The organism is Sorangium sp. So ce394, assembly GCF_051474665.1.
GTDB lineage: Bacteria > Myxococcota_A > Polyangia > Polyangiales > Polyangiaceae > Sorangium > Sorangium cellulosum_D.
Map to the genome: position 1 here is coordinate 8,512,163 of NZ_CP150339.1, position 23,900 is coordinate 8,536,062.

The window sequence follows — 23,900 nt, forward strand, 5'->3', positions numbered from 1 at the left end:
CTCCGGTCACGAGCGACGCGACGCCCCCGAGAGCGAAGGAGATCTCATGAAGAGAGCGGCCAATCGTCCTGCAGCAGGCCTCGGACCGAGCTTGCCGGGGGTGGTCTTGCTGAGCGCCCTCCTCGCAGGGTGCGGTGACGGCGAGATGGCGTCCAGCTCCTCGTCCATGTCTTCAGGCACCGGAGGCAGCGGCGGCGGAGCCACGAGCGGCGGAGGCGGTGGTGGAGCGGGAGGCGGCGGCGCGCCGAGCACCAGGGGCTACCCCGATCGCTTCACCGTCGGCGCCCCCGGCGTGGGCCCCTACGCCCAATCCGATCCCGAGCTCCCGGTGCCGCCCGGGTACACGGAGGTGTGGCCCAGCGACGACGAGAGCAAAGAGTGGGATCTGTATGATTGCGACGGCACCGTCAACCTGGACCACATGTATTTCCACGCGTTCATTTACATCGGCACCGGCTGCCACGGCACGGTCAACATCACCAACTCGATCATCGCGCCGCCGCCCGGCTCCACGAACCGCAGCATCCTGGTCAACGCCGACGAGTCCGCGCCGCTCACGCTGAACATCAGCGATACCACCATTCGCCCCGAGCCGGTCGGCCTCGGAGGCACGAACGCCGCCCTCACCGAGCATGCCGTGAACGCCTGCGCGACGTGCACCATCCGCTTGACCCGGGTGGACGTGGCCAATACCGGTGGCATGTGCCTTTGCGGCCAAAACACCATCATCGAGCAGAGCTGGTTGCACGACAACTACATCGCGCACCTGGAGGACCCCTCTTTAGCGCATACGGGCGGCGTCTTCCCGTACGGGGGCAGCGGGCCGCTCGAGATCAGCCACAACCGACTCGAGCCGGGCGTCGACGCCGCGACGGGCAACGAGGTGCCGAACTACTGGCAAGCCATCACCGCCGTGCTCTTCACCCAGAGCGTCGATGGCTCGACGCTGAAGAACTACGATGTCCACGACAACTTCGTCTCGCTCGGCGCCTACGACTTCTACCCCGAGAACGGCGAGGACATGATCCTGCGCAACAACGTCTTCGGCCCGAGCCACTGGGGGTACGCGACGTCGTGCGCGACGTGCACGTACGCTGAGTGGTCCAACAACGTGGTCGGGGACATCGACGGCAACCCCACGAACGAGGTCGTCCCCCAGCCATGAGGCCGCGCCCTCGGCGGCGCCGAGGGGACGCGCGGCGTTCGCGAGGCCGCTGCGGCCACCGCTCCCTCGAGGCTAGCCGCCCGGGCGGCGGAGCGCGTACGCGATGCCGCTCCGCAGCGTCCCCATCGTGACGAGGTCGCCGAGGTCGATGTCCAGCGCGACGAGCGCCTGGGCCACCTCGGCGCGCACCCCGGTGAGCACGACCCGGGTGCCGAGCAGCCGGAGGGCCCCCGCCGCCCTGAGCAACGTGCTCGCGACGCCCGTGTCGACCGCTCGGATCCCCGTGATGTCGATGATCACCACCTCGGCCCGATGCGCCGCCGCGCCCTCGAGCGCCGTCGAGAGCATCTGCTCCGCGCGCTCTGCATCCATCTGGCCGATGAGCGGCATGACCAGGATCCTGTCGGTGATCGGGATGATCGGGCTCGACAGCTCGAGCAGCCTGGCCCTGTGCGCGCGCAGCACCTCGTCCTGGAGCGCGGCCCGCTCGCGCTCGGCCCGCTCGCGCTCCGCGAGCTCGCGCGTGAGCTGCTCGTTGGCCGCGCGGAGCTGCTCGGTCTGGGACGCGACCTCCCGCGCGAGCGACGCGTTCGAGCGCTGGAGCTCCTCGCGCATCGCCTCCACGCGGGCATAGAGCTGCGCGTTCTCGATGGCGCTCGCCGCCTGCGACGAGAGCGCCCGGAGGATCTCCAGCCGCGCCGGCGAGAACGCGTCGCCGAGCGCGCCGTGCTCCAGGTAGAGCACCCCCGTGAGGCGGCCCTGGTGCGCGAGTGGCAGGCAGAGGATCGACCTCGGCCGCCTCGCGGCGATGTGGGGGTCGTCGGCGAAGCGCCGCCCGGCGGCGGCGTACCCCGTGATGACCGGCTCCCGGGTCCGCTGGACGTGGCGCGCGACGCTCATGGCCAGCGCGTCGCCCACGCGCGCCGCCGCGTCGGGGCCGAACGCCCGCTCCTCCGGAGCCACCGCGATCACCGCCTCGACGCGCAGCGCGCCCCCCTGCTGGAGGAGCAGGATCCCGCGCTGCGCGCCGGTGTTCTCGACGAGGATCTCGACGAGCCGCGCGAGCAGCCGGTCGAGGACGATCTCGCCCGAGATGGCCTGGGCCGCGCGGAGGACGGAGAGGGCGTCGAAGCCGAGCCCCCCGGTGCTGCTGGACGAGCTGGAGACGGTGGCCGACGGGACGAAGCGCGCCGCCGGCTCGCCCGACAGGAGGAGGTGCGCGTGGCGCTGCGCGAGCCGCGCCGCCTTGGCCGTCGCGCCCCACTGGAGGTAGCCGTAGTAGGCGTCGGTCATGTAGACGCGCGCGAGCTTCGGCCTGCCTCGCTCGAGCAGGAGCCTCGCGCACAGCTCGCTCGCGAGCGCCGCGTGGTGCGCGAAGCCGTTCTGCCGGGCCGCCTCGATCGCCTCGTCGTAGAGCGGCAGCGCGGCGTCGAGGCCCTCGCCCGACGCGCGCGCCGCCTCGGCGCGGACGAGCGCGTGCTTGTGCTGGAAGTTCTCGGGGCAGCGCTCGGCCCACGCCGCGAGCTTCGCGCGGTGGCGCGCGAGCGCCTCGGCCGGCGCGGCCGCCTCGGGGGGTGCGCCCGCCGCGAGCGTCGCGAGGCACGTGTAGAACGAGAGCTCGGTGAGGAGGTAGAGGTTGTTGCCGCTCGCGCTCCGCGCCTCGGCCTCCGCGGCCATCGCGAGCGCGGCCGCGTGCTCCTCGTGCAAGTACGCGAGCTCGGCCTTGAGCAGGTAATAGGCGCAGGCGATGAACTCGGCGTCCGGCCCCCGGTGCGCCTCGACGAAGGCGGCCTCGTCGAAGCCGTCGCCGTTCAGGCTCAGCGGCCCCTCGGTGCCCCCGGCGAGGCTCGCGGCCGCCTGCTTCACGAGGAGCAGCCCGGCCTCGCAGATGGCGACCTGCGTGCGCCGCGTGAGCTCGACGCCCCTGCCCGCGTCCGCGCGCACCGCCCCGAGCTCGTCGCCCGCGCAGAGCCGGATCGCGACCGCATGGAAGAGCGCGTACGAGAGGTAGAGGAAGTCTCCGGACTCGAGGCCGGCCTGCTGCGCCCGATCGAGGTAGGCGAGCGACGCGCGGACGGGCCGGAAGAAGTGGCTGAAGACGCCGATGAGCTCGTTCAGCTTGCACGCGAGGCCGTCGTTCCTGAAGCGCTCCTGGAGCGCCAGGCCGAGCTCGCTGAACGCGCGGGCCTCGTCATGCCGGTCCAGGACCATCGCCAGCATGAACCCGAAGGAGACGGCGCCGTACGCCGACAGCTCGGTGTGGCCGTGCTTCAGGAACAGGTTGATCTGCGTGACGTTGAGGAACCCGTAGAGGACGGGGCCGATGAGGGGCCCCGGCTGGATCAGGGTCGAGAGGATCTCGCAGGCGGCGCGCGCGTCCGGATCGGTCATCTCCGGCGCGGCGGCCAGGTCGCTGGGGCTGCGGCCGGCCAGGTTCCGGCTCACCTCCTCGAGGCCCGCGGCGAACGCGGCCCCGAGCGCGGCCTCGCCGTTCGGCACGTCGATGCCGAAGAGCGCGAGGGCCTCGACCCCGGCGCTCACGGCGTCCGCGAACCGGCTCGAGGTGAGGTAGAGGACCGCGCGGAGCCTGAGCACGCGCGCCCGCTCGACGCGGGACCCCGCGCGCGGCAGGAGCTCCTCGAACAGGCGCTCCGACGCGCCGTGATCGCCGGCGAGGTACTCGCACTCGGCCCGCTCCAGCCGGAGCGCGAACGCGAGGTCGGGCTGAGCCTCCCAGCCCGCCTCCCCCAGCGCCGCGATCCCGGCGCGCAGGTACGCGGCCGCCGCCTGGTACGCGGTCGCCGCCTTGGCCTTCCGCCCCGCCGTCAGGTTCCAGGCCGCGAGGCGCCGCCGCTCGTGCGGCGCGTCGAGCCGCGCCGCGACGAGGTTCAGGTGGCGCAGGGCGGCGAACAGGTGGTCCTCGTCGACCTCGCGGTCGCCGCTCGCCAGCAAGAGGCGCCCGATCGTGAGGTGCGCCTCCTCCCGGAGATCGCCCTCGATGAGCGCGTACGCGGCCTGGTGGATCCGGTCGTGCAGGAACCGGTACGAGACGTCGAACGACGCCGCGGTGCTGTCGTCGTAGAGGAGGCGGTACTCGGGATCCCGCGGCAGGACGAGCCCCTCGCGCAGCGCTCCCCAGAGATCGCGGCCCGTCTCGACCGGGGACTTCCCGTGCAGCGTCGCGAGCAGCTTCAGCGTGAACTCGTGGCCCACGCAGGCGGCGAGCTTCAGCGCGCGCTGCGTCTCGGGCGCGAGCCGCTCGATCTTGCTCGCCATGAGCGCCACGACGTCGCGCGCGAGGCCGCGCTCCCGGATGCGATCGAGGTCCCAGGAGAAGGCGCCCTCGCGCTCGTCGAAGGCGAGCTCTCCCGCCTCGTGCAGCGCGAGCAGCACCTGGCTCAGGAAGAACGGGTTGCCCCCGGTCCGCTCGAAGACGAGCTCGGCGAGCGGCGCGGCCCGCTCCTCGCCGCAGGCGAGGGTGTCGGCGATGAGCCGGGTGACATCGGAGAGCGGCAGCGGGCCGAGCTCGATCGCGCGCACGGCGCCGCCCGCCTCCCTCAGCGCGTCGAGCGCCGTCGCGAGCGGGTGCGCCGCGTCGACCTCGCCGGCGCGGGTCGCGCCGATGACGAGCAGGTGCCCGCCGTCCCCCTCCGAGGGGCCGCTGGCCGTACCCGCGAGGAGGAGCGGGAGCAGCTTGAGCGAGGCCGGGTCGGCCCACTGCAGGTCGTCGAGGAACAGGCAGAGCGGCCGCTCGGCGGTGAGCGCGTGGAAGAAGCGCTGCACGACGAGCGCGAAGCGGTTCTGCGCCTCGGTCGGGCCGAGCTCCGGGACCGGCGGCTGGGGACCGAGCAGGAGCCCGAGCTCCGGGACGAGGTCGACGAGCACCTGACCGCCCTGGCCGACGGCGCGCAGCAGCGCCGCCCGCTGCCGCGCGAGCGCCTCCGCCGGCTCCGCCAGGATCTGCCGCACGACGTCCTGGAGCACGCGCGCGACGCCGACATACGGCGTGCCGCGCGAGAGCTCCTCGAACTTGCCGGCGGCGAGGAGGAACGAGCGCCGCTCGCCGGTGAGGACCCTGGGCAGCTCGCCCACGAGCGCCGATTTGCCGACGCCGGCGTGCCCCGAGATCAGGACGAGCTCGGCCGCGCCCGCGGCGGCCCGCAGGGCGGCGGACGCGAGCGTCGCGAGCTCCGCGTCGCGGCCATAGAGCTTCTGCGACAGGCGCAGCTCGCCCGACGCGTCCCGCTGGCCGAGCGAGAACGGCGCGACGCGCGCGGTCGACTCGAGCCTCTCGAGGCACGCCGCGAGGTCGTGCTTGAGCCCCTGAGCGCTCTGGTAGCGGTCCTCCGCGGCCTTCGACAGGAGCTTCATCACGATGTCCGAGACCACCTCGGGCACCTCCGGCGCGAGCGCGCGCGGCGGCGGCGGCGTCCTCGCGATGTGGCTGTGCACGAGCTCCAGCGGGTCCGTGACCGGGAAGGGCGGTTTTCCGGTCAGGAGCTCGTAGAGCGTGGCGCCGAGCGAGTACAGGTCTGTCCGGCGGTCGACGACGCGGTTCATCCGCCCGGTCTGCTCCGGCGCCATGTAGAGCAGCGTGCCCTCGAGGGCGTCGGGCGCCTGCGCGCGCTGGATCTCCTGCGACAGGCGCGTGGCGATGCCGAAATCGGCGAGCTTGACCGAGAGCGGCTCCTCCGTCCGAACAAGGATGTTGTGAGGCTTGATGTCCTTGTGGATGACGTTGCGCTGGTGCACCTCGCCGAGCGTGTCCGCGAGCGACACGGCGATCCGGAGGACCGCCTCCAGGCCGAGGCGCTCCCGGGCGATGACCTGGGCCAGCGACCGGCCCCCCGTGTCCTCGAGCACGAGGGCCACGCCGTGGTGGTGCTTCTCGAGCGCGTGGGCCCGCACCACGCCCGGCAGGACGAGCTGCTTCAGGATGGCGAACTCGTGCCTCAGCTTGGCGATCTCCCGCGGCTCCGGGTACTCGCTCCTCAGGACCTTGGCCACGATCGGGACGCCGTCGGCGCTGCGGCGCCCCCTGTACAGGATGGCGGATCTGCCTTCGTGAATCGGCTCATCGAGCGTGTATCGGGAGAGTAGGGCCATTGTCTCTGCGTGAGGAGCTCTGCCGGGGCGGGGGGTGCTCGCGAGGCGCCGCTCGCGTCGGACAAGCTATCTCGTGAGGTGTCGAGCGGAGAGAGAGAGCGCCGAAGGCGCAGGAGATGACGGGACAAGGCACATCGCCTCCGGCGTCCCCCGCGCCTTTCGGTTCACTGTCTCGTCACTTCTATCGCATGCGACGCGCGGGACCAACCGGCGACGAGAAGCGCAGGGCGCGCCGGCCACGTGACGTGAGCCACATACGTATGGCCAAATACCGATTCGATGGCCGACGCGGAAGCGCTGGGATGATGTGCTGTGGTGTGCGGAGCCCTCACCGGTCTCGATGGGCTTCGCGGTGCGCCTACCGGACGCGCACCACCCGCGTACCGCCCGCGAGCAGGTCGTGCTTGCCCTGGCGGAGCGGGCTCGAGCGGATCGTCATACCGATCCACACCCAGGCGGCGAGCGCGAGCAGCGGCCCGACGATCGGGATCGAGCCGACGAGCGTGAACGCCTCGCGGACCAGCGCCTGCTTCAGCGACGGCCGACCGCCGTCCGGGCCGACGACCCGCAGGCCCGACGGACGAGACAGCGGACATGGTGGCCTCCGGAAAAGGGCGGGCGGCAAAGCCGTCCGGATGTAGAGACCCGGCCACCGGGCGAAGCTCATCGGTCCGCGCTAGAAGAAAGAAGAGGCGCAGCCGCCGATGCGGGTCGAGGCCCTCTGCGCCGCGACCGCCGGCGCGGCGCTCCGTTCGATCACGGCGTCAGCCAGTTGCGTGAGACGCACAGCATCGACAGCAGCTTGAGCGTGTCGCCGTAGTAGTCCTCGGTGGGCGCGGCGGAGACGATCTCGTTCCACAGGCTGTCCAGCCACGCTTGACCGCCGGCGTCGGTGGTGGCCGCGACCGCGAACGGGGCCATGAACACCATGTCGTTGTAGGGCTCGATCGCGCGGCCGGCGAGGGTGTATCCGGCGCGGATGTTGCTCGGGTTCCCCCCGGTCTTGCCGCGGATCCAGCGGCTGATCCTGCTGGCCGCGTTGCGTGAGCGCGTGTCGCCGCTGATGGCGGCGTCGATGCCGAGGCGCCACGGCACGCGGGCCGCATTCCAGGAGTAGCTGCCGTCGTGCGGCGCCTCGAGGAAGTTGGCGTCGGCGGGGCGAGGCGTCGTGTGGGTGTTGATGATGAAGTCGGGCAACAGGCCGGTCGAGCTGGCGTACCGGTTCTGCATCGTCTCGATCAGCGTCTGGTGCGCGCTCAGCACCTGCGACCAGTCGGTGCCGGCGCGGCCGATGAAGCTGCGGAAGTGGCCGAGCATCCAGTCGGAGCTGCGCGTGGCATAGTAATACGTCGGATCATCCGGCCACTTGGCCCAGTCGCCGAGGTTGACCAGCCGCGTGGTCGGGTTGACGTTGCTCGCCGCGATCGCGTTCAGCACGCGGGTGGCCTCGGCCGCGTAGTCGATCGCGCCGCTGGAGCCCCATTGCGCGTCCGCGAGCAGCAGCGCGTAGGCGATGTCGAGATCGCCGTCGGTGGCCGAGTCGTGGTCGAGGATGTCGCTGCAGCTGGAGTCCTGCGCCCACGCCATCAGGTCGGGGTTGTTCTGGCTGGGGTGACGGCGGTTGTAGCTGTGCAGGCCGTCGAAGATCGTCCGCGCCTGGGCGTCTTGCCCGGCCATCATCGCGGCAATCAGCATGCCGTATCCCTGGCCCTCGGACACGACGTGAGCGCCGTCGCCCGTGCTGGCCCGGATGCGGTATTCGTCCGGCCGACAACCGGGCTCGACGTAGCGACTCTTCCACTGCCAGTAGAAACTTGATGTTGCGCTGTCGGCAGCGGCCTGGCCGGCCGACACGCGCAACGTCGACGCGTGGTAGGCCTGGTGGTGGCTACCGAACGGGTGGTTCTGGGCGTGCGCGCTGCCGGCGATGCAGAGCAAGCTCAGCGTCAGCCCTTGCAGGGCCCGCTTCGACGCTCCGGTCCGTCGTGACGATGAGACCGTCGAGGGTGACATGAACATGGAAGCAGCCTCCGATCGGAGAAGGGTTGTCCGAAACGACAGCGTGAGCAGCGGCGAACGCGATGGAACGGCCCGCGCAGGGCCATTCCGCTCCGTCAGCCATGCTCCGGGGAGAGCCCAGGAGTCACGCTGCCAGGCTGAATGCCGCCGGAGGCGACCTCCCTTCAGAGAATCTGCCCGGCTCCGGTGTCGCCCGAAGCGCACACCAGCATTCGCTCGACGGGGAGCGACGCTTCCGTGGTGGTGGCCAATCGGAGGGAGGCGGCGCCACCGCAGGAGCTCGCTCGATGGCTAGATTTTTCCGTAGTCACCCGATCACGGGTGACACCAGCCTCGGATGGACGTCGCGGTTCCGTCGCACAGGATCCGGTCCACGAGCGCCGCGTTCGTCCACATCATGCCTGAGAACGAGGGCTCGAACGAAGCTGACCGCCGCCTCGAACGCATCGACGAACCGCGACGCTACCTCCGGCGAGAGATCGAGATAGTAGTCGACCGCCTCCTCGAACTCCTGAAGCGCACGCGGGTGGAGCCGGAACCGCATCACTGCCGGCGCGCATCGATCCGGGCGCGCGCCTCGCGGAGAGCGTCGTCGCCGTCAACGAGCTGTACCGTGCCGTCCTCGACCTCCGCCGCTCGCCTTCGGATCTCGTCGCGCTGCCCTGGCGCGAGCGGCCAGCTCTCCTCGGCGTGGAGGCTCTCCCAGATCCGGTACGCCACGAGCTCACGCAGCGCTGGCGGGAGGGCGAGCGCCAGCTCTGTCAACTTGTCCACTTCGGCGTCCACATCGGCAGGCATGAAATCTCCTTTGCGGAACGCGATCCTACCACGAACCGCGACGTGGGCGCCCCCCGGCCCCCCTCAATCCACGATCGCGAGCGCTTTTCGCGGACACGCCCGCACCGCGCGCTCGATCTTCGGGCGCAGCGCCGGGTCCACCTCGGTCAGGAGGACGTGGAGCCGATCCTCCTCGTCCACGCGGAAGGCCTCCGGCGCGGCCCGCATGCAGGCCTGGTTGGCCTCGCAGAGATCCCGGTCCACGACGATCCGGCTCATCGGGCCACCTCGGACCGCGCCGCGGGCGTCACCGCCACGCGCAGCGACGAGAGCTTGCGGAGGGTCGGATGCCCCGCGTACGTGGGCTCGCCGATGACCCGCATGTCCGCGGTGCGGCGGAGCAACGTCCCGACGGCGATCTCCCCCTCGAGCCGCGCGAGCGACGCGCCCAGGCAGTAGTGCGGCCCGAGGCCGAAGCTCAGGATCTCTTCGTGCTGCCGCCGCGGGTCGTAGCGATCCGCGTCGGGGATGGCGCGGGGATCGCGCAGCGCCGCCGGGAGGATCGCGACGATGACCGACCCCCTGGCCATGGTCACCCCGCCGATCTCGACGTCCTCCGTGCAGTAGCGCACGATCCCTCCCTTGCCGAAATTGTCGAAGCGCAGGAGCTCCTCCATCGCGCTGCGCAGGAGGGCGGGCTCGGCCCGCACCGCGGCCGCGCGCTCGGGCACGCAGAGCAGCGACATGACGCCGAAGCAGATGAAATGCACCGTGGTCTCCGAGCCGGCAGCGATGATGGCGGCGACGAGCCCGAGCATCTCGTCCTCGCTCAGCCGGTCCCCCTCGGCCTCGGCGCGGAGGAGCGTGCTCAGCAGATCGTCGCCCAGGTGGCTGCGGCGCTCGGCGATGAGCTCACGGAGGAGCGCCATGCCCGCGGGCACCGGGGCGACGACCGCCGCGTACGCCTCGGGGGTGAGGCGCGGATCGATGGTCTTGATGAGCGCCTCGCCGAAGTCGCGGAAGGTCTTCTCGTGCGCGCCCGGGATGTCGAGCATCGCGGAGATGACGCGCAGGGGGATGAAGTCGGCGAACTCCGCGACCTCGATCTCGCCCTTGCCCTCGAAGGGCGCGAGCGCCTCGTCGACGATGCGCTGGATCATCGGCCGCAGGCGGTCGCACGCGCGCGGGGTGAAGGCGGGGCTCACGGCCCGGCGGACGCGCGCGTGGTCCTTGGGGGCGAGGCGGAACAGCGACCGCTCGAACGGCCCGCGGATCGCGTCCGGCAGGCCCGCGTCCGGCGCGCGCAGCCCGGCCGCCACGGGGTCGGTCGCGAGGCGCGGATCGCGCAGCACGGCCGCCACGTCGTCGAAGCGGCTGACCACGTAGGACTGCGCGTCCGGCCAGAAATACACCGGCGCGGACTCGCGCAGCGCCGTGTACGCGGGGTAAGGGTTCGCGTCGAACCCCGGCGCGTCCGGCTTGAAGTGGAGCACCGGACATCCCTTGGCGGCTTGATTCGGCGTCATCATCGTCGCTCCTTCGCCTGCAGAGACGGGCGCCCCTCCGGCCTCCGCCGGCGCCCCTCGCACCCAGCGTGACCGGCGAGCGAGCCCGCCATCCCGTCGGCCAGCATACTCAGGAATCGAGCGGGGAACGCAGCTCGAAGCCCCCTGAGCAGCGCTTCGACGCGGCGCGGGACCTGTCCTCCCACAGGAGATTTCTCCATGGGCGGAGCGAGCGGATGGCGCGCTGCCGGGGAAGGGCCGTGCGCCTCGCGGGCGCAGGGCGACCCGCCTCGCCTGGGTGGCGCTCAGCGCTGCGTCACCAGCTCTCCCATTGCTGGTTGCTGCCGCCGTTGCAGGCGTATTGCTTCACGGCCGCGCCGTCCGCGGTCGAGCCGCTGACCACGTCGAGGCACTTGCCGCTGTGCCGCGCGACCATGCGGTAGTAGCCGCCGCCGGCGTCCTGGAACTGGAACTGCTGGTTGCTGCCGCCGTTGCAGGTGTACTGCTTCACGGCCGCGCCGTCGGCGGTCGAGCCGCTGACCACGTCGAGGCACTTGCCGCTGTGCCGCGCGACGACGCGGTAGTAGCCGCCGCCGGCGCTCTGGAGCAGCCACTCCTGGTTGCTCCCGCCGTTGCAGGTCCACTGGTGCACGACCGCCCCGTCGGCGGTCGAGGCGCCGTTCACGTCGAGGCACTTGCCGCTGTGCCGCGCGGCGAACCGGTCGTACGTGGCGCCCGAGCCCTGGACGACCCCGGTGGCGGCGTCGATCGTCACCTGGTCCGAGTAGCTCATGGTCATGCTGGTGTTGCTGGGGAACTGGAGCGGGAGCCAGACGTACTGCGAGTCGTTGACCGGCCCGCCCCACGCACCGGCCCAGCGGTCGCCCATGTACAGGTACGAGGTGGTCGACGAGCCCTGGATCGGCAGCACGAACGCCGTCTGCGAGCCGTAGGCGGTGGCGTCGCCGATGTTCTGAAGCGCGCTCCAGGTGCCGCCGATGCTGGTGGCGGTGGCGTATTTCTGCTGGTTGGGGTCCCAGCCGGTCGCGCCCGAGGTCAGCAGGAAGTACACGCCGTTGCGCTTGAACATGGCCGGCGCCTCGCGCCACGAGCCGGGCCAGAGGATCTGGACGAGGCTGCTCACGTTCAGGTAGTCGGACGTGAGGCGATAGATGTGCAGATCCGCGTTCTCGCGCGCGGCCGAGATCATGTACGCGGTGCCGTCGTCGTCCTTGAACAGCGTGATGTCGCGCGACATGTGCCCGAGCGGGCGGAAGCTGCCGCGGTAGGTGTAGCTGCCGTCCACCGTGCTGGAGGTCGCCACGGCCGCGCGGGCCTCGCCGTAGTCCGTGGCGTTCTCCTTGTGCATCCACATGACATACTGGCCGGTCGAGCTGTTGTAGATCACCTTGGGACGCTCGATGTTGGCCGAGCGCAGCTCGGCGTGCGCGCTCGGCGTGAGCACGTGGTTGCGGAGCTGCCAGCTCTTCAGATCGGTCGAGCGGTAGACGTCGACGTACTTGGTGGCGCGGTTCTCGCCGAACCAGTAGTAGGAGTCGCCGACCTTGATCACGCCGCCGCCGTGCGCGTGGACCACGTTGCCCGAGGTGTCCCGGAGCTGCGTGCCATTGGTGATCGTCTGGGGCGCGGCGTGGGCCGTGCCGGCGAGCCCTGGATGCGCCAGCGCAGCCAGGCCGAGCGCGAGCGCGAAGCGGACCGAGTCGACATAAGTAAGCTTGCTTGACACTGCGAGTCTCCTTCCCTGCTCGTCCTTAAAAAAATGCAGCGCTATTCTGGACAAAGCCGCAGGATCCAGGAAGTCAGATGCGCTCCGAAAGTCAAGCTCATCGTGGCGGCCATTCCACCGAAGGGGCGCGGCGCAGACACGCTGGTTGAAAGATCGCGCCTTGTGCGATCCGCCTTCATGGCAATGCGACGCTGTATCGACAATCCATGGATGAAGAGCGCCTCGGCCCGTCGTGGCGGGTTTTGCGCCGAGGCTGGCGTCGAGGCCGTCGCCCGTTTCGAGATCGACGCGCGCGACCTCGCCGGCGTGGTGCGGCGGGTCGCCTCAACCCGGGTCGGGTCGCCTCAACCTGGGTCGGGTCGCCTCAACCTGGGTCGGTCGCCTCAACCTGGGTCGGGCGCCTCAACCTGGGTCGGGCGCCTCAACCTGGGTCGGGCACCTCCGCCTCCAGCTTGGGCCCCTGACCTGACTCGGCTCGGCCCGCCGCCCGTACCGCAACCTGGGTCGGTCGCCTCAACCTGGTGGTGCCAGATCGTCTGGCGATGCCTCCCGCGTGTGACACATTCGACAGAGGTGACGCAGGACGGCCGCTCGCACGCGCCACGAGGCGCGCACCGAGCGCTCGGCACACCCCTTGCGCTCCGCCATCCGTGACTCTCGCTCGCCGTCGCCTGATTCTCGCCCTGGGGCTGATCGCCGTCCTCTCGTTGGCCGTGTGCGTCGCGTGGACGGCGCGACGCTCGGGTGCTGCCAGCGCCTCCGCCCAACCTCGGTCGACGTCGGCGGCGGGGAGCTCCGGCGCTCCGGCGCCCGTGCCGCCCCCCCTCCGCGCGCACCGGCGCGACCCCAACTCCACGCCGACACCGATCGGGCCAGCCCCCGGCGCTCCTCCCGCCGCGCCGCCCGCGCGGACGGCGCCGGGGCCGGAGCCCCCCATCCCGCCCGGACCCCCGCCTGCCCCCATCGATGAGGGCTCCTCCGAGCGCCCCCTCACGGAAGCCCCCGCCCACGCAAGCGCCGCCCCGCACCGCACGCGCCGGCTGGATCAGTCCGCCTTCCGACGGCGGTTGCAGCCTGGCCTGTGCCCGGACCCGAGCGAGGCCGCCCAGATCCGACAGACGTTGATCGCGCGCTTCCGCAACGAGGACTGGGCCGCCGCCGGCCGGCTCTATGTCGATCCCAGGCTGCCGGAAGGCGCGCATCTCCCTCTCCTGCATCACCTCCAGCAGGCGGAACGCGAGGTGCTAGCGCAGCTGGGCCTCGATCCCGAGCCTCCGGACGTCTTCGCGTACTTCGACAAGGAGCTGCTCGTGGCCGCCGCGTGCACCAACCGCAACGTGGTCGCCTACTACGACGGCGCCCTGCACGTGGTCCTCGATCACGACGACGTGCACGCCAGCGTCGTGCACGAATACACGCACCACGCCCTGATGAGCCAAGGAATCCTGGGGCCGGCCTGGGCGCAAGAAGGCATCGCCATGCTCGTCGCGCGCGAAGCCTGGTGGCTCGATCCGGCCCGCCTCGAACAGATGAGGGATGCCCCCATGCCCCTCGAGGTGATGGAGCAATCGATCCCGTACACGCTCCTCCCGGAGCAAGCGGTCCTGTTCTACGTGCAATCCGCCACCATGGTGTCCTGCCTCGTGCGCGGCACCGAAGCGGGGCTGCGCGGGCTCATGGGGGCCCTGGGCACGCCCGCAGGAGCAGCGCAGGGCGCGGGATCGTACGATCCATCGCAGCTCCTCGACCCCTCCGCATGGCCAGCGTGCGTCGACGGGCTGATGAGGTCAGCGCTCAGCGAGCGTTAGCGCCGCCGTCAGGCGCGCCCGAGCTTCGCTCAGAAGAAGCTGTAGAGCGACAGCTTGAAGCGCTCGTTGGTCGCCGTCACGTCGTCGGCGAAGGTCTGCTCCGAGCGCTGGAACGAGAGGCCCGCGCGGAGCGCCGGCATGATGTCGACGAACAGGTTGCCATCGATGTAGCGAGACTCGCGGAAGGCGGTGCGAAGGTCCCTGTAGCCGTGCTCCGCCGTGATCCGATCCGACCAGCCCTGGGTATAGTTGGCGGAGACGGAGACGCGGCCCGAAGGCGGCAGATAGTACTGGAGACCGACCATCATCCCGCGCCAGCCGATGGTCTTGAGGTTGTTGTTCGCATCGTACACCGCGAGGCCGTTGTCGATGTCCGGCGTGTAGACCGCGCCGTCCGGGAGCGGCGGGCTCGGAACGTTGCTCGCGACGCCCACGATGTCCGCGATGCCCGTGCCGGAGAAGAACGAGCCGGTCAACGTCAGCGCATTGCCCGGATCGTCGAGCGCGCTCGCCGGGATGATCGGGACCATCGCGTCGACCGAGATCGCGTAGCCGTTGGCCGACCTCGAGTAGAGCGGGGCGGCGGTGTGCTCGACCACCTTCAGGTGGCGAAACGTGCCGGAGACGCCGATGGAAAGCGGGTCGATCAACATCCCGCCCGCGCCCAGCGTGTGAATCCCCTTCCAGCCGTTGACGCCGAAGCGCATCCCCGCCTGGATGTCCGGAATCTCGGAGTCGCGCTGCGGCGGTTTGACGGCCGCCGCAGCGAGCTCGAAGTTCAAGGGCTCCGACTTGAAGGTGTGGCCGACGCGCAGCTGCGGCATCCTGCCGAAGACCTGGTTCATCACCGGGAAGAACGACGTGGTGGCCGGGAAGAAGAACGGCTGCCACCCGAACAGGTGATAGGTCTGGCCAATCACCACGTCGACGTAATCCGACTCCACCTTGATGTACGCCTGGCGCAGGCGGAAGGTCCCGCTGCTCACAAGCGCGGCCTCCGAGACGTTGGGCGGCTGGCTGCCGAAGAAGTCGAGCTCCAGGGCGGCGGTGGTCTTGAACCCCTCGTACTCGGGCGCGCTCACCTTGACGCCGAGCCGGGAGTTGCGCGTCGTGAAATGCGTGCGGGCGTGCCTCCCGGCATAGGTGTCCTCGCGCTGGATCACCGTGGCCCCCACCGACTCGCCGAAGCTCTGGGTGGAGTCGTGCATGATGTCGAACTCCGCCATCCCGTAGATCGTGGCCTTCCACTTGGAGGTCACGGGAACGGGCGTCGCGGCGGGCGGCTTGGCCAGGTCCGCGGGGGGAGCCGGCAGCGGGGCCGCGGCCGCAGGCCCGGTGCCCAGCATCGGCGGAGGCGTGGCCGGCGCCTGCGTGCCGGTCGGCAGCTGCGTCATGCCAGCGTCCGGCTGGGGAGCCTGCCCCGCCGCCGGCGCGGCCGCCGCCGGCGCAGCCGCGGCCGCCGGGGCGGGCGCAACCGCGGCGGGCGCCGCGGGCGCAGCCGCCGGAGCAGGCGCAGCCGGAGGAGCAGGCGCAGCCGCCGGAGCAGGCGCAGCCGGACCCCGCGGCGGCGCCGGCGGGGGAGCCTGGCCGTGCGCGGCCCCCGCCACGAAGAGAATCGACGCACCCACTAGGTTCGCAACCTTCGATTGGTTCATGTCCGAAGCCCCTGGTGTTCGATGGCGCCGGGAATCCCCACTGGCGCCGCAAGTGATTGATTTTATTGACATTTTTATTGCACTACACCGGACGGATCACGGCCCGGCGTCGCGTCGATCTCTGCCCGGCAGCGCGGGAGAGCTCGACGCGGCGAACGGCGCTTACGTTTCCTGTGCCCCTTAGGCCTGGCGGGCCGCTTCGCGGAACGCGCGGGCGCGGGCGACGAGCTCCTCGCGCCGCCCCTCGCGCAGGAGCTTGAGATCGACGAGGTTGCTGCCGACGCCGACGGCCACCGCGCCCGCGGCGAGGAACGCGCCCAGGTTCTGCAGCGTCGCGCCGCCGGTGGGCATGAGCGGGATGTGCGGCAGAGGCGCCTTGAGCGACTTCAGATACGAGGCGCCGCCGAGGGCGTCGCAGGGGAACACCTTCACGACGTCCCCGCCCGCACGGTGCGCCGCCACGACCTCGGTCGGCGTGAGCGCGCCGGGCGCGCTCACCACGTTCATCGCGAGGCACGCCTTCACCGTCCCCTCGTCGAGCGCGGGGCTGACGACGAAGCGCGCCCCCGCCTCGACGCACGCCTCGGCGGTGCGGGCGTCGAGCACGGTGCCCGCGCCGACCAGGGCCCGATCGCCGTGGCGCGCCGCGACCTCGCGCACGACCTCGACCGCGCCGGGCACGGTCATCGTGATCTCGAGGACGTCGATCCCCCCCTCGAGGAGGGCGTCGACCGCCTGGAGCGCCTCGTCGGCCGAGCCCGCGCGCACGACGGGCACGACGCGCGTGCGACCGATCCACCCCAACACGTCTTGCTTGTTCATCGATCCACCCGGGCCGTGCCCATCTTCATCGCCTTGAGTACCTCGTCGAGGGTCGCCATCGTGGTGTCGCCGGGCGTCGTCATCGCGAGCGCCCCGTGCGCCGCGCCGCAGTCGACGGCCCACTGCGGCCCCTTGCCGGCGAGGAAGCCGTAGATCAGGCCCGAGGCGAACGAGTCGCCGCCGCCCACGCGGTCGTAGATCTCCAGATCCTTGCGCTCCGGCGCCTGGTAGAGCCGGCCGCCCTGGTAGAGCACCGCGCTCCAGTCGTTGCGCGTCGCCGACGTCGCCACGCGCAGGGTCGTCGCGACCGCCTGGATGTTCGGGAACGCCTCGATGACGCGCCGGATCATCGCCTCGAACGCGCCGACATGGAGGTGCTTGTGCCCCTCGTCGAGGTCCTCGACCTCGAAGCCGAGGGCCGCCGTGAAGTCCTCCTCGTTGCCGAGCATCACGTCGACGTACGGCGCGAGCGCGCGGTTGACCTCCCGCGCGCGGGCCTGGCCGCCGATCGACTTCCAGAGCGAAGGGCGGTAGTTCAGATCGTAGGAGACGACGACCCCGTGCCGCCGGGCCGACTCCATCGCCTCCTTGGCCACGCCCGGCGTGGTCTCGGAGAGCGCGGCGAAGATGCCGCCGGTGTGGAACCACCGCGCGCCCTCCCGGCCGAAGATCGCGTCCCAGTCGATGTCGCCGGCCTTCAGCTGCGACGCGGCGGTGTGGCCGCGGTCCGAGACGCCGACCGCCCCGCGGATGCCGAAGCCCCGCTCGGTGAAGTTCAGGCCGTTGCGCACGGTCCGCCCCACGCCGTCGTGGGGCACCCAGCGCAGGTGCGAGAGGTCCACGCCGCCCTGCAGCATGAGGTCCTCGATGAGCCGCCCGACGGGGTTGTCCGCGAGGGCGGTCACGATCGCCGACCTCAGCCGGAAGCAACGGCGGAGGCCGCGCGCGACGTTGTACTCGCCGCCGCCCTCCCAGGCGTTGAAGCTGCGAGCGGTCGAGATTCGACCGTCGCCGGGATCGAGGCGCAGCATGACCTCGCCGAGGGAGACGAGGTCCCAGCGGCAATCGGCAGGATCGCGGAGCGTGATGGACATGGCTTACCCGTAGGTGGGCTGGCCCCGCGACGGAAGGGCCGAATCGAGGAGGTGGCCCCGAGGGGCCGAGCAGAGGCGACGAGGCGCGCCGAGGGCGGTGATCACGGGCTGCCTCCCGGCGCGCGCGTCGACTGCACCTCGGTGGCGGACGGGCCGATGTAGCCCTTGGCGCTCGCGCCCTTCGACTCGACGACGGGCCTCCCGTCGCGGTCGAGCTTGACGAGCTCGGCCTTGGTCCCCTGGGCCGTCGGCCAGAGGTACCAGCGCGCGTCCATCCAGCCCACGTGCGCCGCGGGGCCCTCGACCGGCGCGCCCGTCGCGCCGAGCTGGCCGGGCCGCGTCGCGCGGTAGTCGTCGACGGAGGCGTACGGAGGACGGTTGAGGGCGAGCTGCAGGCCCGCGATGCTGGCGAGCATCGCCAGGCCGCCGGCGACGATCGCCGCCTGCGGCACGCGCCGCTTGGGCGTGACCGGCTCGACGCGCGGCAAGAGGAGGTGCAGCACGAGCAGCCCGACGAGGTACAGGCTCCCCGCGAGCAGGAACGGCACGGCGTACGAGCCTGTGAGCGTGAGCGACCGGCCCACGAAGATCTGGAAGATCGCCCCGCCGACGACGCCGAAGGCGGTCTTGATGCCGACCACCGTCGCCATCGCCGGGCGAGGCAGGGTGTCCGAGACGAGCGTGTAGAGATTGCTGCTCCAGCCCTGGTGCGCCGCCGCGGCGAGCGAGAGGAGCGCGACCGCGACGTACACCGACGGGATGCCGGCGACGCTCGGGACATCGACGAGCTGCCCGACCGCCATGACCGGCACCGCGGCGAGCGCGCAGGCGAGCATCGCGAGCTTCCGCGCCGCGCCGACCGACCGGCCGCGCGCGATGAGCTTCGAGGAGAGCCAGCCGCCGCCGACCGCGCCGACGTCGGCCACGATGAACACGACCGGGATCGCGTAGGCCATGAACGTCGGCGTCAGCTTGAACTCGCCGACGAGGAACTTCGGCAGCCAGGTGAGATAGAACCACCACGGCGCATCGGTGAAGAACTTCGCCATCGCGACCGCGTAGACGGGCCGCATCCCGAACACCTCGCTGACGCCGAGGGACTCGGTCGACTCCTTCGCGTCGGAGCGGATGTGCGCGAGCTCCTCGGGCGACACCTTCGGGTGCTCCTCCGGCCGCCGGTAGAGGCGCGTCCAGAAGAAGATCCACACGACGCCGATCCCGCCGAGGACGAGGAAGCAAGCGCGCCAGCCGTACGCCTCCGCGATGCGCACCGCGAGGAGCGGGGCGAGGATGGCGCCCACGTTCGAGCCGCAGTTGAACAGGCCGGTCGCGAGCGCCCTCTCCTTCTTGGGGAACCACTCCGCGACGGTGCGGACGGCGGACGGGAAGTTGCCCGCCTCGCCGACCCCGAGCAGGAAGCGGATCGCCGCGAAGCCGCCGAAGCTGCCGACGAAGGCGTGGGCCGCAGAGGCGATGTTCCAGACCAGGAACGTCGCGCTGAGCCCCTTGCCGGTGCCGACGCGGTCGATCCAGCGCCCGACGAACACCATGCCGAAGCCGTACGCGAGCAGGAAGCTCACGTTGATGAGCGCGAGGTCCGTCGGCCCGAGGCGCAGCTCGTTCTCGAAGAACGGGACCAGCAGCGAGAAGAGCTGCCGATCGAGGTAGTTGATCGTCGTCGCGAAGAAGAGGAGCGCGCAGATGGTCCAGCGGGTGCGCGTCATCACGCCGCCGCTCGCCGGGACCACAGGAGAAGCAGCGGTCACTGGTTCACCCCCGAAGCCAAGAAGCCACCGTCGACTGCGATGCTCGTGCCGGTGATGAAGCTCACCGCGTCAGAGCAGAGGAAGAGGGCCGCGCCGATCAGCTCCTGGGTCTCGCCGAAGCGGCCGAGCGGCGTGCGGGCGAGCAGCTCCCGCCCGCGCGGGGTGCCGTCGAGGAGCGCGCGGTTGAGGTCGGTCACGAAGACGCCGGGCACGAGGGCGTTCGTGCGGATACCGTGCTTGGCCCACTCGGCGCCGAGGCTCCGGGTGAGCGCCATCACGGCCGCCTTCGACGCGCCGTAGGCCGCCACCTCGTGGAAGGCGACGAAGCTGGACAGCGAGGCGATGTTGACGATGCGGCCCCGGCCGCTCTCGCGCAGCGGGCCATAGAACGACTGGCAGGCGCGGAGCATGCCTGTGACGTTCGTGTCGAGCAGGCCGTTCCACTCGGCGTCTCCGACCTCGGCCGTGGGCGTGCGGAACGTCCTGCCGGCGCAGTTGACGAGGATGTCGACGCCGCCGAGCGCCTCCACCACGCGGTCGCGCAGGGCGTCGAGGGACGCCCGGTCGCTCACGTCGCACGTCGCCTCGAGCGAGCGGACGCCCCGCTCGCAGATCTCGCCATGAACCGCGCGGGCCCGGTCGGCCCGGGTGCCCGAGGCGACGGTGTGGACCCCCGCCTCGGCGAGGCCGAGGGCGATCGCGCGGCCGATGCCGGAGGTGCCGCCGACCACGACGGCCCTGCGGCCCGCGATGTCGAAGAGCTTGGTCATGCTCCCAGCCATTCCCCGGCGATGCCGCCCAGGAGCGCGCGCGCGTCGCGCTCGATCTGCGCGTCGGTCGGCGGGACGGGCATCGCCCCATAGCGTCGCGAGAGCGCGCTCGCGATCGAGCGCCGCGAGTGGCGCCACTTGTAGATCAGCTGATCCAGGACGCGCGCGTCGGAGTGCTGCGGCACGAAGGTCGGCCCCAGCATCTCCAGGCGCATCGAGGTCGTCTCCTCGATGAGGCTCGGGTTGTTCATGAACCACCAGCACCCGAACGGGAGGACGTTGGCGAACTTGCGCGCCACGACGCAGAGGCTGTGCGTGTTCTCGCGCGAGAGCGTCGTGACGAGGAAGCGGACGTCGGGGTTGTCGCCGGCGAGCCGCTCGAGCGGGGTGAGGTCGACGGTGCTCACGCCGTCGCCGGCCACGCCGAGGCGGGGGTTCACCGCGCGCCGCACGCCGATCATCATCGCGAACGGCAGGCCGTGCGCGCGGCACGCGTCCAGCACGGCCCGGGGCGGGGCCGCGACCTCGTTGACGGAGATCGCGAGGTAGCGCGGCCGCATGCGGGCGATCCAGCGGTCGAGCTCGGCGGCGAGGTCGTTCGCGGAGACGAGGCGGTCGATGCGCAGCGCCGCGTAGAACCGCGGATCGGGCGTGACGCCGGCCTCCCAGATCGCGCGCTCCGCGGGGTCGGTCGGGTCGTTCGTCATCGCGAGCGCGCTCACCCCGGCGAGGCGCAGCACGTCCTCCAGGTGATCCTCGGCCTTGCGGCCGGCGAAGTAGGCGCGCGCGTCGCGCAGGTTCGGCGCGGCGGGGTCGAGCCCGAACGCGTCGAGCACGGTGGCGACCCCCGCGGTCGCCTCGGACAGCGGCGATCGGCGGACGAAGAGCGCCTCCCACACGAGGTCGGCCTGCGCCTTCTTGTCGAGGGCATAGAACGCCTCGGGCGTGACCTTCGGCTCGGCGCGCAGGGTCTCGGCGACGAGGTAGTGGTACGTCAGGAGCTCGTCGACGCCCCAGAGGTTCAACGCCTGGAACTGGGGGGCGAAGAGGTGAGTGTGGAGATCGATGATGGGCGCGGCGTCGACCGCCTTGGCAACGCGCTCGGCGAGGGTCATCTCGGCACCTCGGGGATCCGGTCGTCCTTGGGATCGGCCCAGCGCTCGTTCGGCACGGTCGCGCACCAGGCCGGGCGCAGGGGATCTTTGTCGTAGGGATAGGGGCCCAGGCGGCGGTATTCCTCGGCGTAGCGGGCGACCTTCTCGCGATCGAGGCGGACGCCCAGGCCGGGGCCGTCGGGCACGCGGATACGGCCGTTCTGGTAGGGGAGCGGGCCCCCGCGGATCACGTCGTCTTTGAGGTGGTGGTAGTGCGCGTCGGCGGCGAACGAGAGGTTCGGGATGACGGCGCCGAGGTGCAGCATCGTCGCGAGCTGCACGCCGAGCTCGCCCGAGGAGTGGACGGCGACGCCGAGGCCGAAGGTCTCGCAGATGCCCGCCGCCTTCACGCACGGTCGGATGCCGCCCCAGAACGTCGTGTCGAGCAGGATGACGTCCACCGCCGTGTCGAGCACGTTCGCGGCGAGCTGCTCGAAGTTCACGACGACGGTGTTCGTCGCGAGCGGCATCCGCACCTTCTGTCGGGTGCGCCGCATCGCGTGCAGGCCGAAGACGGGATCTTCCAGGTAGTCGTTGTTCAGGCCCTCGATCGCCTGACCGAAGCGGATGCCCTGCTCCGTCGACCAGACGGCGTTCGGGTCGAAGCGGACGCGGTCGTCCGGGAAGGCGTCGGCCACGGCGCGGTAGCACTCGAGCTCGTAGTCCGGGTGGAACACGCCGCCCTTGAGCTTGTGCGAGGTGAACCCGTGCTTCTTCTTCAGCGCCCTCGCCTCCTCGACCAGCTGCTTCGGGGTGCGGACCTCGCCAGAGCCGTCCGCGTTCGGGTAGCGGAAGAAGAGGTAGGACGCAAAGGGCACCTCGTCCTGCAGCTTGCCGCCGAGCAGGTCGTAGACCGGCACGCCGTAGGCCTGTCCGAGCAGGTCCAGACAGGCGAACTCCAGCGCGGCGAGGATCTGGGTGCGGTTGTTGTAGAGAGAGGCCGTCGGGTTCGCGATCTTGAACCGCATCTCCTCGAGGCGGGCCGGATCGTGGCCCGCGAGGTACCCCTTCATGGCGCGGAACACGGCCTCGGCCGACTCGCCGCCGCCGCCCATCTCACCGAGGCCGACCAGCCCGTTATCCGCCTCGACCTCGACGAGCGTGCGCACGAAGCGGCCCCAGTGGCAGCCGTTGGCGTGGCGCAGGGGCGCCTCGAGGGGGACGGTGACGGTGGTGGCGCGAATGTCGACGATTCTCATGCAGGACGGGGCTCCCGGGGCCCCAGCGTTCGATGGGTTGGACTAGAAGCTCTCGAGGGTCAGCGACACCTGCATGGCGCACCATCGCCCGATCGGCAGAAGCGCACAGCGACCCGATCGGCAGCGATGACGGCAAAAATTGCAGCGAGCACGTGATTCACGAAGGCGTGCTGCGGGGCGCCGGTGAATTCCCTGACCTCGGAGGTTTGATCACGCTTCTATCCTAAACGTGCGAGCTGCGCTACCTCGCCGACGACGTCACGCGAGGAGACGTCCGGGAGGCGCTCTGCGGCGGTACGAAGAGAAGCCACCAGGACGCCAAGAGAAGAAATTTCTATCTTCTCGACGTCGACTCCACGGCTTCGCGGAGGTGGGGTAGGCCCTCAGCGAGGGTGTTCGTCGCGTGGCTGGTGCGCGAGGCGCGCGATGTCGTCTTCGAGGCTGTTCGTCGTCCTGTACGGCTGCCAGCCGAGCTCGCTTCGCGCCCGCTCGTTCGACATCCGGTGGTCGAGCGCGAGCAGCATGGCGAAGAACGGCCCCCACAGCGCGCCGGCCTGCTCGCGCGTCGCGCTCGCGACAGGCACCTTCAAGGCGCGGCCGACCCACCGCGCCACATCGCCCGTCGCCACGTTCGCCCCGTTCCCGTTGTAGATCCGGCCCGCTGGCGCCTTCTCCAGCGCGAGGACGTAGAGCTCGGCAAGATCGTCGACATGCACGCAGGTGACCTGGTTCTCGCCCGCGCCGATGTGATGGGCGACGCCGTGCTGGCGCGCGGCCGAAACGAGCCTCGACGCGACGCCGTGAGGCGCGTCGCTGTGCGTGAGGATCGACGGGCGGACGACCGCGCTCCGGATCCCCCGCTGCGCCGCGGCCAGGTAGTCGCCCTCGGACTCCCGCCGCAGCGCCCCGGGGTGGCCGGGCTCCGACGGGTGATCCTCCCCCGCGGGCACGGGCCCCGTGTTGCCCACGACGCCGGTGGCGGTCGTCCCGATCAGGGGCTTGCCCGTCCCGGCGAGCGCCTCGATGAAGGCCTGCGCCACGCGCCGCTCCTGCGCCACCGCGGCCCGGAGATCGCCCCCCCGCATCTCGAAGGCGATGTGCACGGCCGCGTCCGCGGAGCGGGCCGCCTCGGCCAGGACCTCCACGTCGTCGAGCGACGCCCGGAGCGGCTCGGCCGGGACCTCCATGTCCCGCAGGCGCCGCGCGCTCGCCTCATCGCGCACCGCCGCGACGATCGCATGCCCCTTCGCATGAAGCCGCCGCGCGACCCGCGATCCGATGTACCCCGTCGCCCCGGTGACCAGGATTCGCAT

18 protein-coding genes are annotated in these 23,900 nt (G+C 71.2%); 2 read left to right on the forward strand and 16 right to left on the reverse strand.

The window, feature by feature from the left end; all coding sequences use genetic code 11:
• Positions 1-46 precede the first annotated feature (46 nt).
• A complete protein-coding gene (locus WMF33_RS31270; protein ID WP_437332043.1) occupies positions 47-1,165 on the forward strand; it encodes a hypothetical protein in 1,119 nt (372 codons plus the stop codon).
• 72 nt (positions 1,166-1,237) lie between these two features.
• Here the strand turns inward: WMF33_RS31270 and WMF33_RS31275 are convergent, their stop codons facing one another.
• The 8 genes from WMF33_RS31275 to WMF33_RS31310 all read right to left on the reverse strand — a co-directional run bounded on the left by WMF33_RS31275 (position 1,238) and on the right by WMF33_RS31310 (position 12,319).
• Complete coding sequence (locus WMF33_RS31275) at positions 1,238-6,271, reverse strand: protein kinase domain-containing protein (protein ID WP_437332044.1); 5,034 nt, start codon at positions 6,269-6,271, stop codon at positions 1,238-1,240.
• Positions 6,272-6,629: 358 nt separating this feature from the next.
• A complete protein-coding gene (locus WMF33_RS31280; protein WP_437332045.1) occupies positions 6,630-6,938 on the reverse strand; it encodes an RDD family protein in 309 nt (102 codons plus the stop codon).
• Between the two features lie 89 nt (positions 6,939-7,027).
• Positions 7,028-8,290: a glycosyl hydrolase family 8 gene (locus tag WMF33_RS31285; protein ID WP_437332046.1), complete on the reverse strand. Its 1,263-nt coding sequence runs from the start codon at positions 8,288-8,290 to the stop codon at positions 7,028-7,030.
• 307 nt (positions 8,291-8,597) lie between these two features.
• Positions 8,598-8,834, reverse strand: coding sequence for a hypothetical protein (locus WMF33_RS31290; protein ID WP_437332047.1), 237 nt, complete (start codon positions 8,832-8,834; stop codon positions 8,598-8,600).
• The gene (locus tag WMF33_RS31295) at positions 8,834-9,088 is read right to left on the reverse strand and encodes an addiction module protein (RefSeq protein WP_437332048.1); all 255 of its coding nucleotides are present in this window, start codon (positions 9,086-9,088) and stop codon (positions 8,834-8,836) included. The genes WMF33_RS31290 and WMF33_RS31295 overlap by 1 nt, the downstream gene beginning before the upstream one ends.
• Before the next feature lie 63 nt (positions 9,089-9,151).
• Entirely contained in the window at positions 9,152-9,346 is a 195-nt protein-coding gene (locus tag WMF33_RS31300) for a ferredoxin (protein ID WP_020738187.1), read from the reverse strand.
• Positions 9,343-10,593: a cytochrome P450 gene (locus WMF33_RS31305; protein ID WP_437332049.1), complete on the reverse strand. Its 1,251-nt coding sequence runs from the start codon at positions 10,591-10,593 to the stop codon at positions 9,343-9,345. Before WMF33_RS31305 ends, WMF33_RS31300 begins: the two co-directional genes overlap by 4 nt.
• A 295-nt stretch (positions 10,594-10,888) precedes the next feature.
• Positions 10,889-12,319 carry an RICIN domain-containing protein gene (locus WMF33_RS31310; protein WP_437332050.1) on the reverse strand — a complete coding sequence of 477 codons (1,431 nt, stop codon included), beginning with the start codon at positions 12,317-12,319 and terminating at the stop codon, positions 10,889-10,891.
• Between the two features lie 1,067 nt (positions 12,320-13,386).
• Here WMF33_RS31310 and WMF33_RS31315 point away from each other — a divergent pair.
• Positions 13,387-14,127, forward strand: coding sequence for a translation initiation factor IF-2 (locus WMF33_RS31315; protein ID WP_437332051.1), 741 nt, complete (start codon positions 13,387-13,389; stop codon positions 14,125-14,127).
• Between the two features lie 29 nt (positions 14,128-14,156).
• Here WMF33_RS31315 and WMF33_RS31320 read toward each other — a convergent pair whose 3' ends face one another.
• The 8 genes from WMF33_RS31320 to WMF33_RS31355 form a co-directional block, all read right to left on the reverse strand.
• A complete protein-coding gene (locus WMF33_RS31320) occupies positions 14,157-15,521 on the reverse strand; it encodes a hypothetical protein (protein ID WP_437332052.1) in 1,365 nt (454 codons plus the stop codon).
• 441 nt (positions 15,522-15,962) lie between these two features.
• Entirely contained in the window at positions 15,963-16,604 is a 642-nt protein-coding gene (locus WMF33_RS31325; RefSeq protein WP_020738196.1) for a bifunctional 4-hydroxy-2-oxoglutarate aldolase/2-dehydro-3-deoxy-phosphogluconate aldolase, read from the reverse strand.
• Positions 16,601-17,698 (reverse strand): PfkB family carbohydrate kinase, encoded by a 1,098-nt coding sequence (locus WMF33_RS31330; RefSeq protein WP_437332053.1) that lies wholly within the window; start codon positions 17,696-17,698, stop codon positions 16,601-16,603. Before WMF33_RS31330 ends, WMF33_RS31325 begins: the two co-directional genes overlap by 4 nt.
• A 101-nt stretch (positions 17,699-17,799) precedes the next feature.
• Positions 17,800-19,464, reverse strand: coding sequence for an MFS transporter (locus WMF33_RS31335; RefSeq protein WP_437332054.1), 1,665 nt, complete (start codon positions 19,462-19,464; stop codon positions 17,800-17,802).
• Positions 19,461-20,234 carry an SDR family NAD(P)-dependent oxidoreductase gene (locus WMF33_RS31340; RefSeq protein ID WP_437332055.1) on the reverse strand — a complete coding sequence of 258 codons (774 nt, stop codon included), beginning with the start codon at positions 20,232-20,234 and terminating at the stop codon, positions 19,461-19,463. The genes WMF33_RS31335 and WMF33_RS31340 overlap by 4 nt, the downstream gene beginning before the upstream one ends.
• Positions 20,231-21,349, reverse strand: coding sequence for a hypothetical protein (locus tag WMF33_RS31345; protein WP_437332056.1), 1,119 nt, complete (start codon positions 21,347-21,349; stop codon positions 20,231-20,233). Before WMF33_RS31345 ends, WMF33_RS31340 begins: the two co-directional genes overlap by 4 nt.
• On the reverse strand, positions 21,346-22,587 hold the full coding sequence (locus tag WMF33_RS31350) for an enolase C-terminal domain-like protein (RefSeq protein ID WP_437332057.1): 1,242 nt from the start codon (positions 22,585-22,587) through the stop codon (positions 21,346-21,348). Before WMF33_RS31350 ends, WMF33_RS31345 begins: the two co-directional genes overlap by 4 nt.
• Before the next feature lie 383 nt (positions 22,588-22,970).
• Entirely contained in the window at positions 22,971-23,900 is a 930-nt protein-coding gene (locus tag WMF33_RS31355; protein ID WP_437332058.1) for an NAD-dependent epimerase/dehydratase family protein, read from the reverse strand.

What these genes read in the sequence shown, in the direction of transcription:
- WMF33_RS31270 (WP_437332043.1), top strand. Translation starts at nt 47, where the DNA reads ATGAAGAGAGCGGCCAATCGTCCTGCAGCAGGCCTCGGACCGAGCTTG.
- WMF33_RS31275 (WP_437332044.1), bottom strand. Translation starts at nt 6,271, where the DNA reads ATGGCCCTACTCTCCCGATACACGCTCGATGAGCCGATTCACGAAGGC.
- WMF33_RS31280 (WP_437332045.1), bottom strand. Translation starts at nt 6,938, where the DNA reads ATGAGCTTCGCCCGGTGGCCGGGTCTCTACATCCGGACGGCTTTGCCG.
- WMF33_RS31285 (WP_437332046.1), bottom strand. Translation starts at nt 8,290, where the DNA reads ATGTTCATGTCACCCTCGACGGTCTCATCGTCACGACGGACCGGAGCG.
- WMF33_RS31290 (WP_437332047.1), bottom strand. Translation starts at nt 8,834, where the DNA reads ATGCGGTTCCGGCTCCACCCGCGTGCGCTTCAGGAGTTCGAGGAGGCG.
- WMF33_RS31295 (WP_437332048.1), bottom strand. Translation starts at nt 9,088, where the DNA reads ATGCCTGCCGATGTGGACGCCGAAGTGGACAAGTTGACAGAGCTGGCG.
- WMF33_RS31300 (WP_020738187.1), bottom strand. Translation starts at nt 9,346, where the DNA reads ATGAGCCGGATCGTCGTGGACCGGGATCTCTGCGAGGCCAACCAGGCC.
- WMF33_RS31305 (WP_437332049.1), bottom strand. Translation starts at nt 10,593, where the DNA reads ATGACGCCGAATCAAGCCGCCAAGGGATGTCCGGTGCTCCACTTCAAG.
- WMF33_RS31320 (WP_437332052.1), bottom strand. Translation starts at nt 15,521, where the DNA reads ATGACGCAGCTGCCGACCGGCACGCAGGCGCCGGCCACGCCTCCGCCG.
- WMF33_RS31325 (WP_020738196.1), bottom strand. Translation starts at nt 16,604, where the DNA reads ATGAACAAGCAAGACGTGTTGGGGTGGATCGGTCGCACGCGCGTCGTG.
- WMF33_RS31330 (WP_437332053.1), bottom strand. Translation starts at nt 17,698, where the DNA reads ATGTCCATCACGCTCCGCGATCCTGCCGATTGCCGCTGGGACCTCGTC.
- WMF33_RS31340 (WP_437332055.1), bottom strand. Translation starts at nt 20,234, where the DNA reads ATGACCAAGCTCTTCGACATCGCGGGCCGCAGGGCCGTCGTGGTCGGC.
- WMF33_RS31345 (WP_437332056.1), bottom strand. Translation starts at nt 21,349, where the DNA reads ATGACCCTCGCCGAGCGCGTTGCCAAGGCGGTCGACGCCGCGCCCATC.
- WMF33_RS31350 (WP_437332057.1), bottom strand. Translation starts at nt 22,587, where the DNA reads ATGAGAATCGTCGACATTCGCGCCACCACCGTCACCGTCCCCCTCGAG.
- WMF33_RS31355 (WP_437332058.1), bottom strand. Translation starts at nt 23,900, where the DNA reads ATGCGAATCCTGGTCACCGGGGCGACGGGGTACATCGGATCGCGGGTC.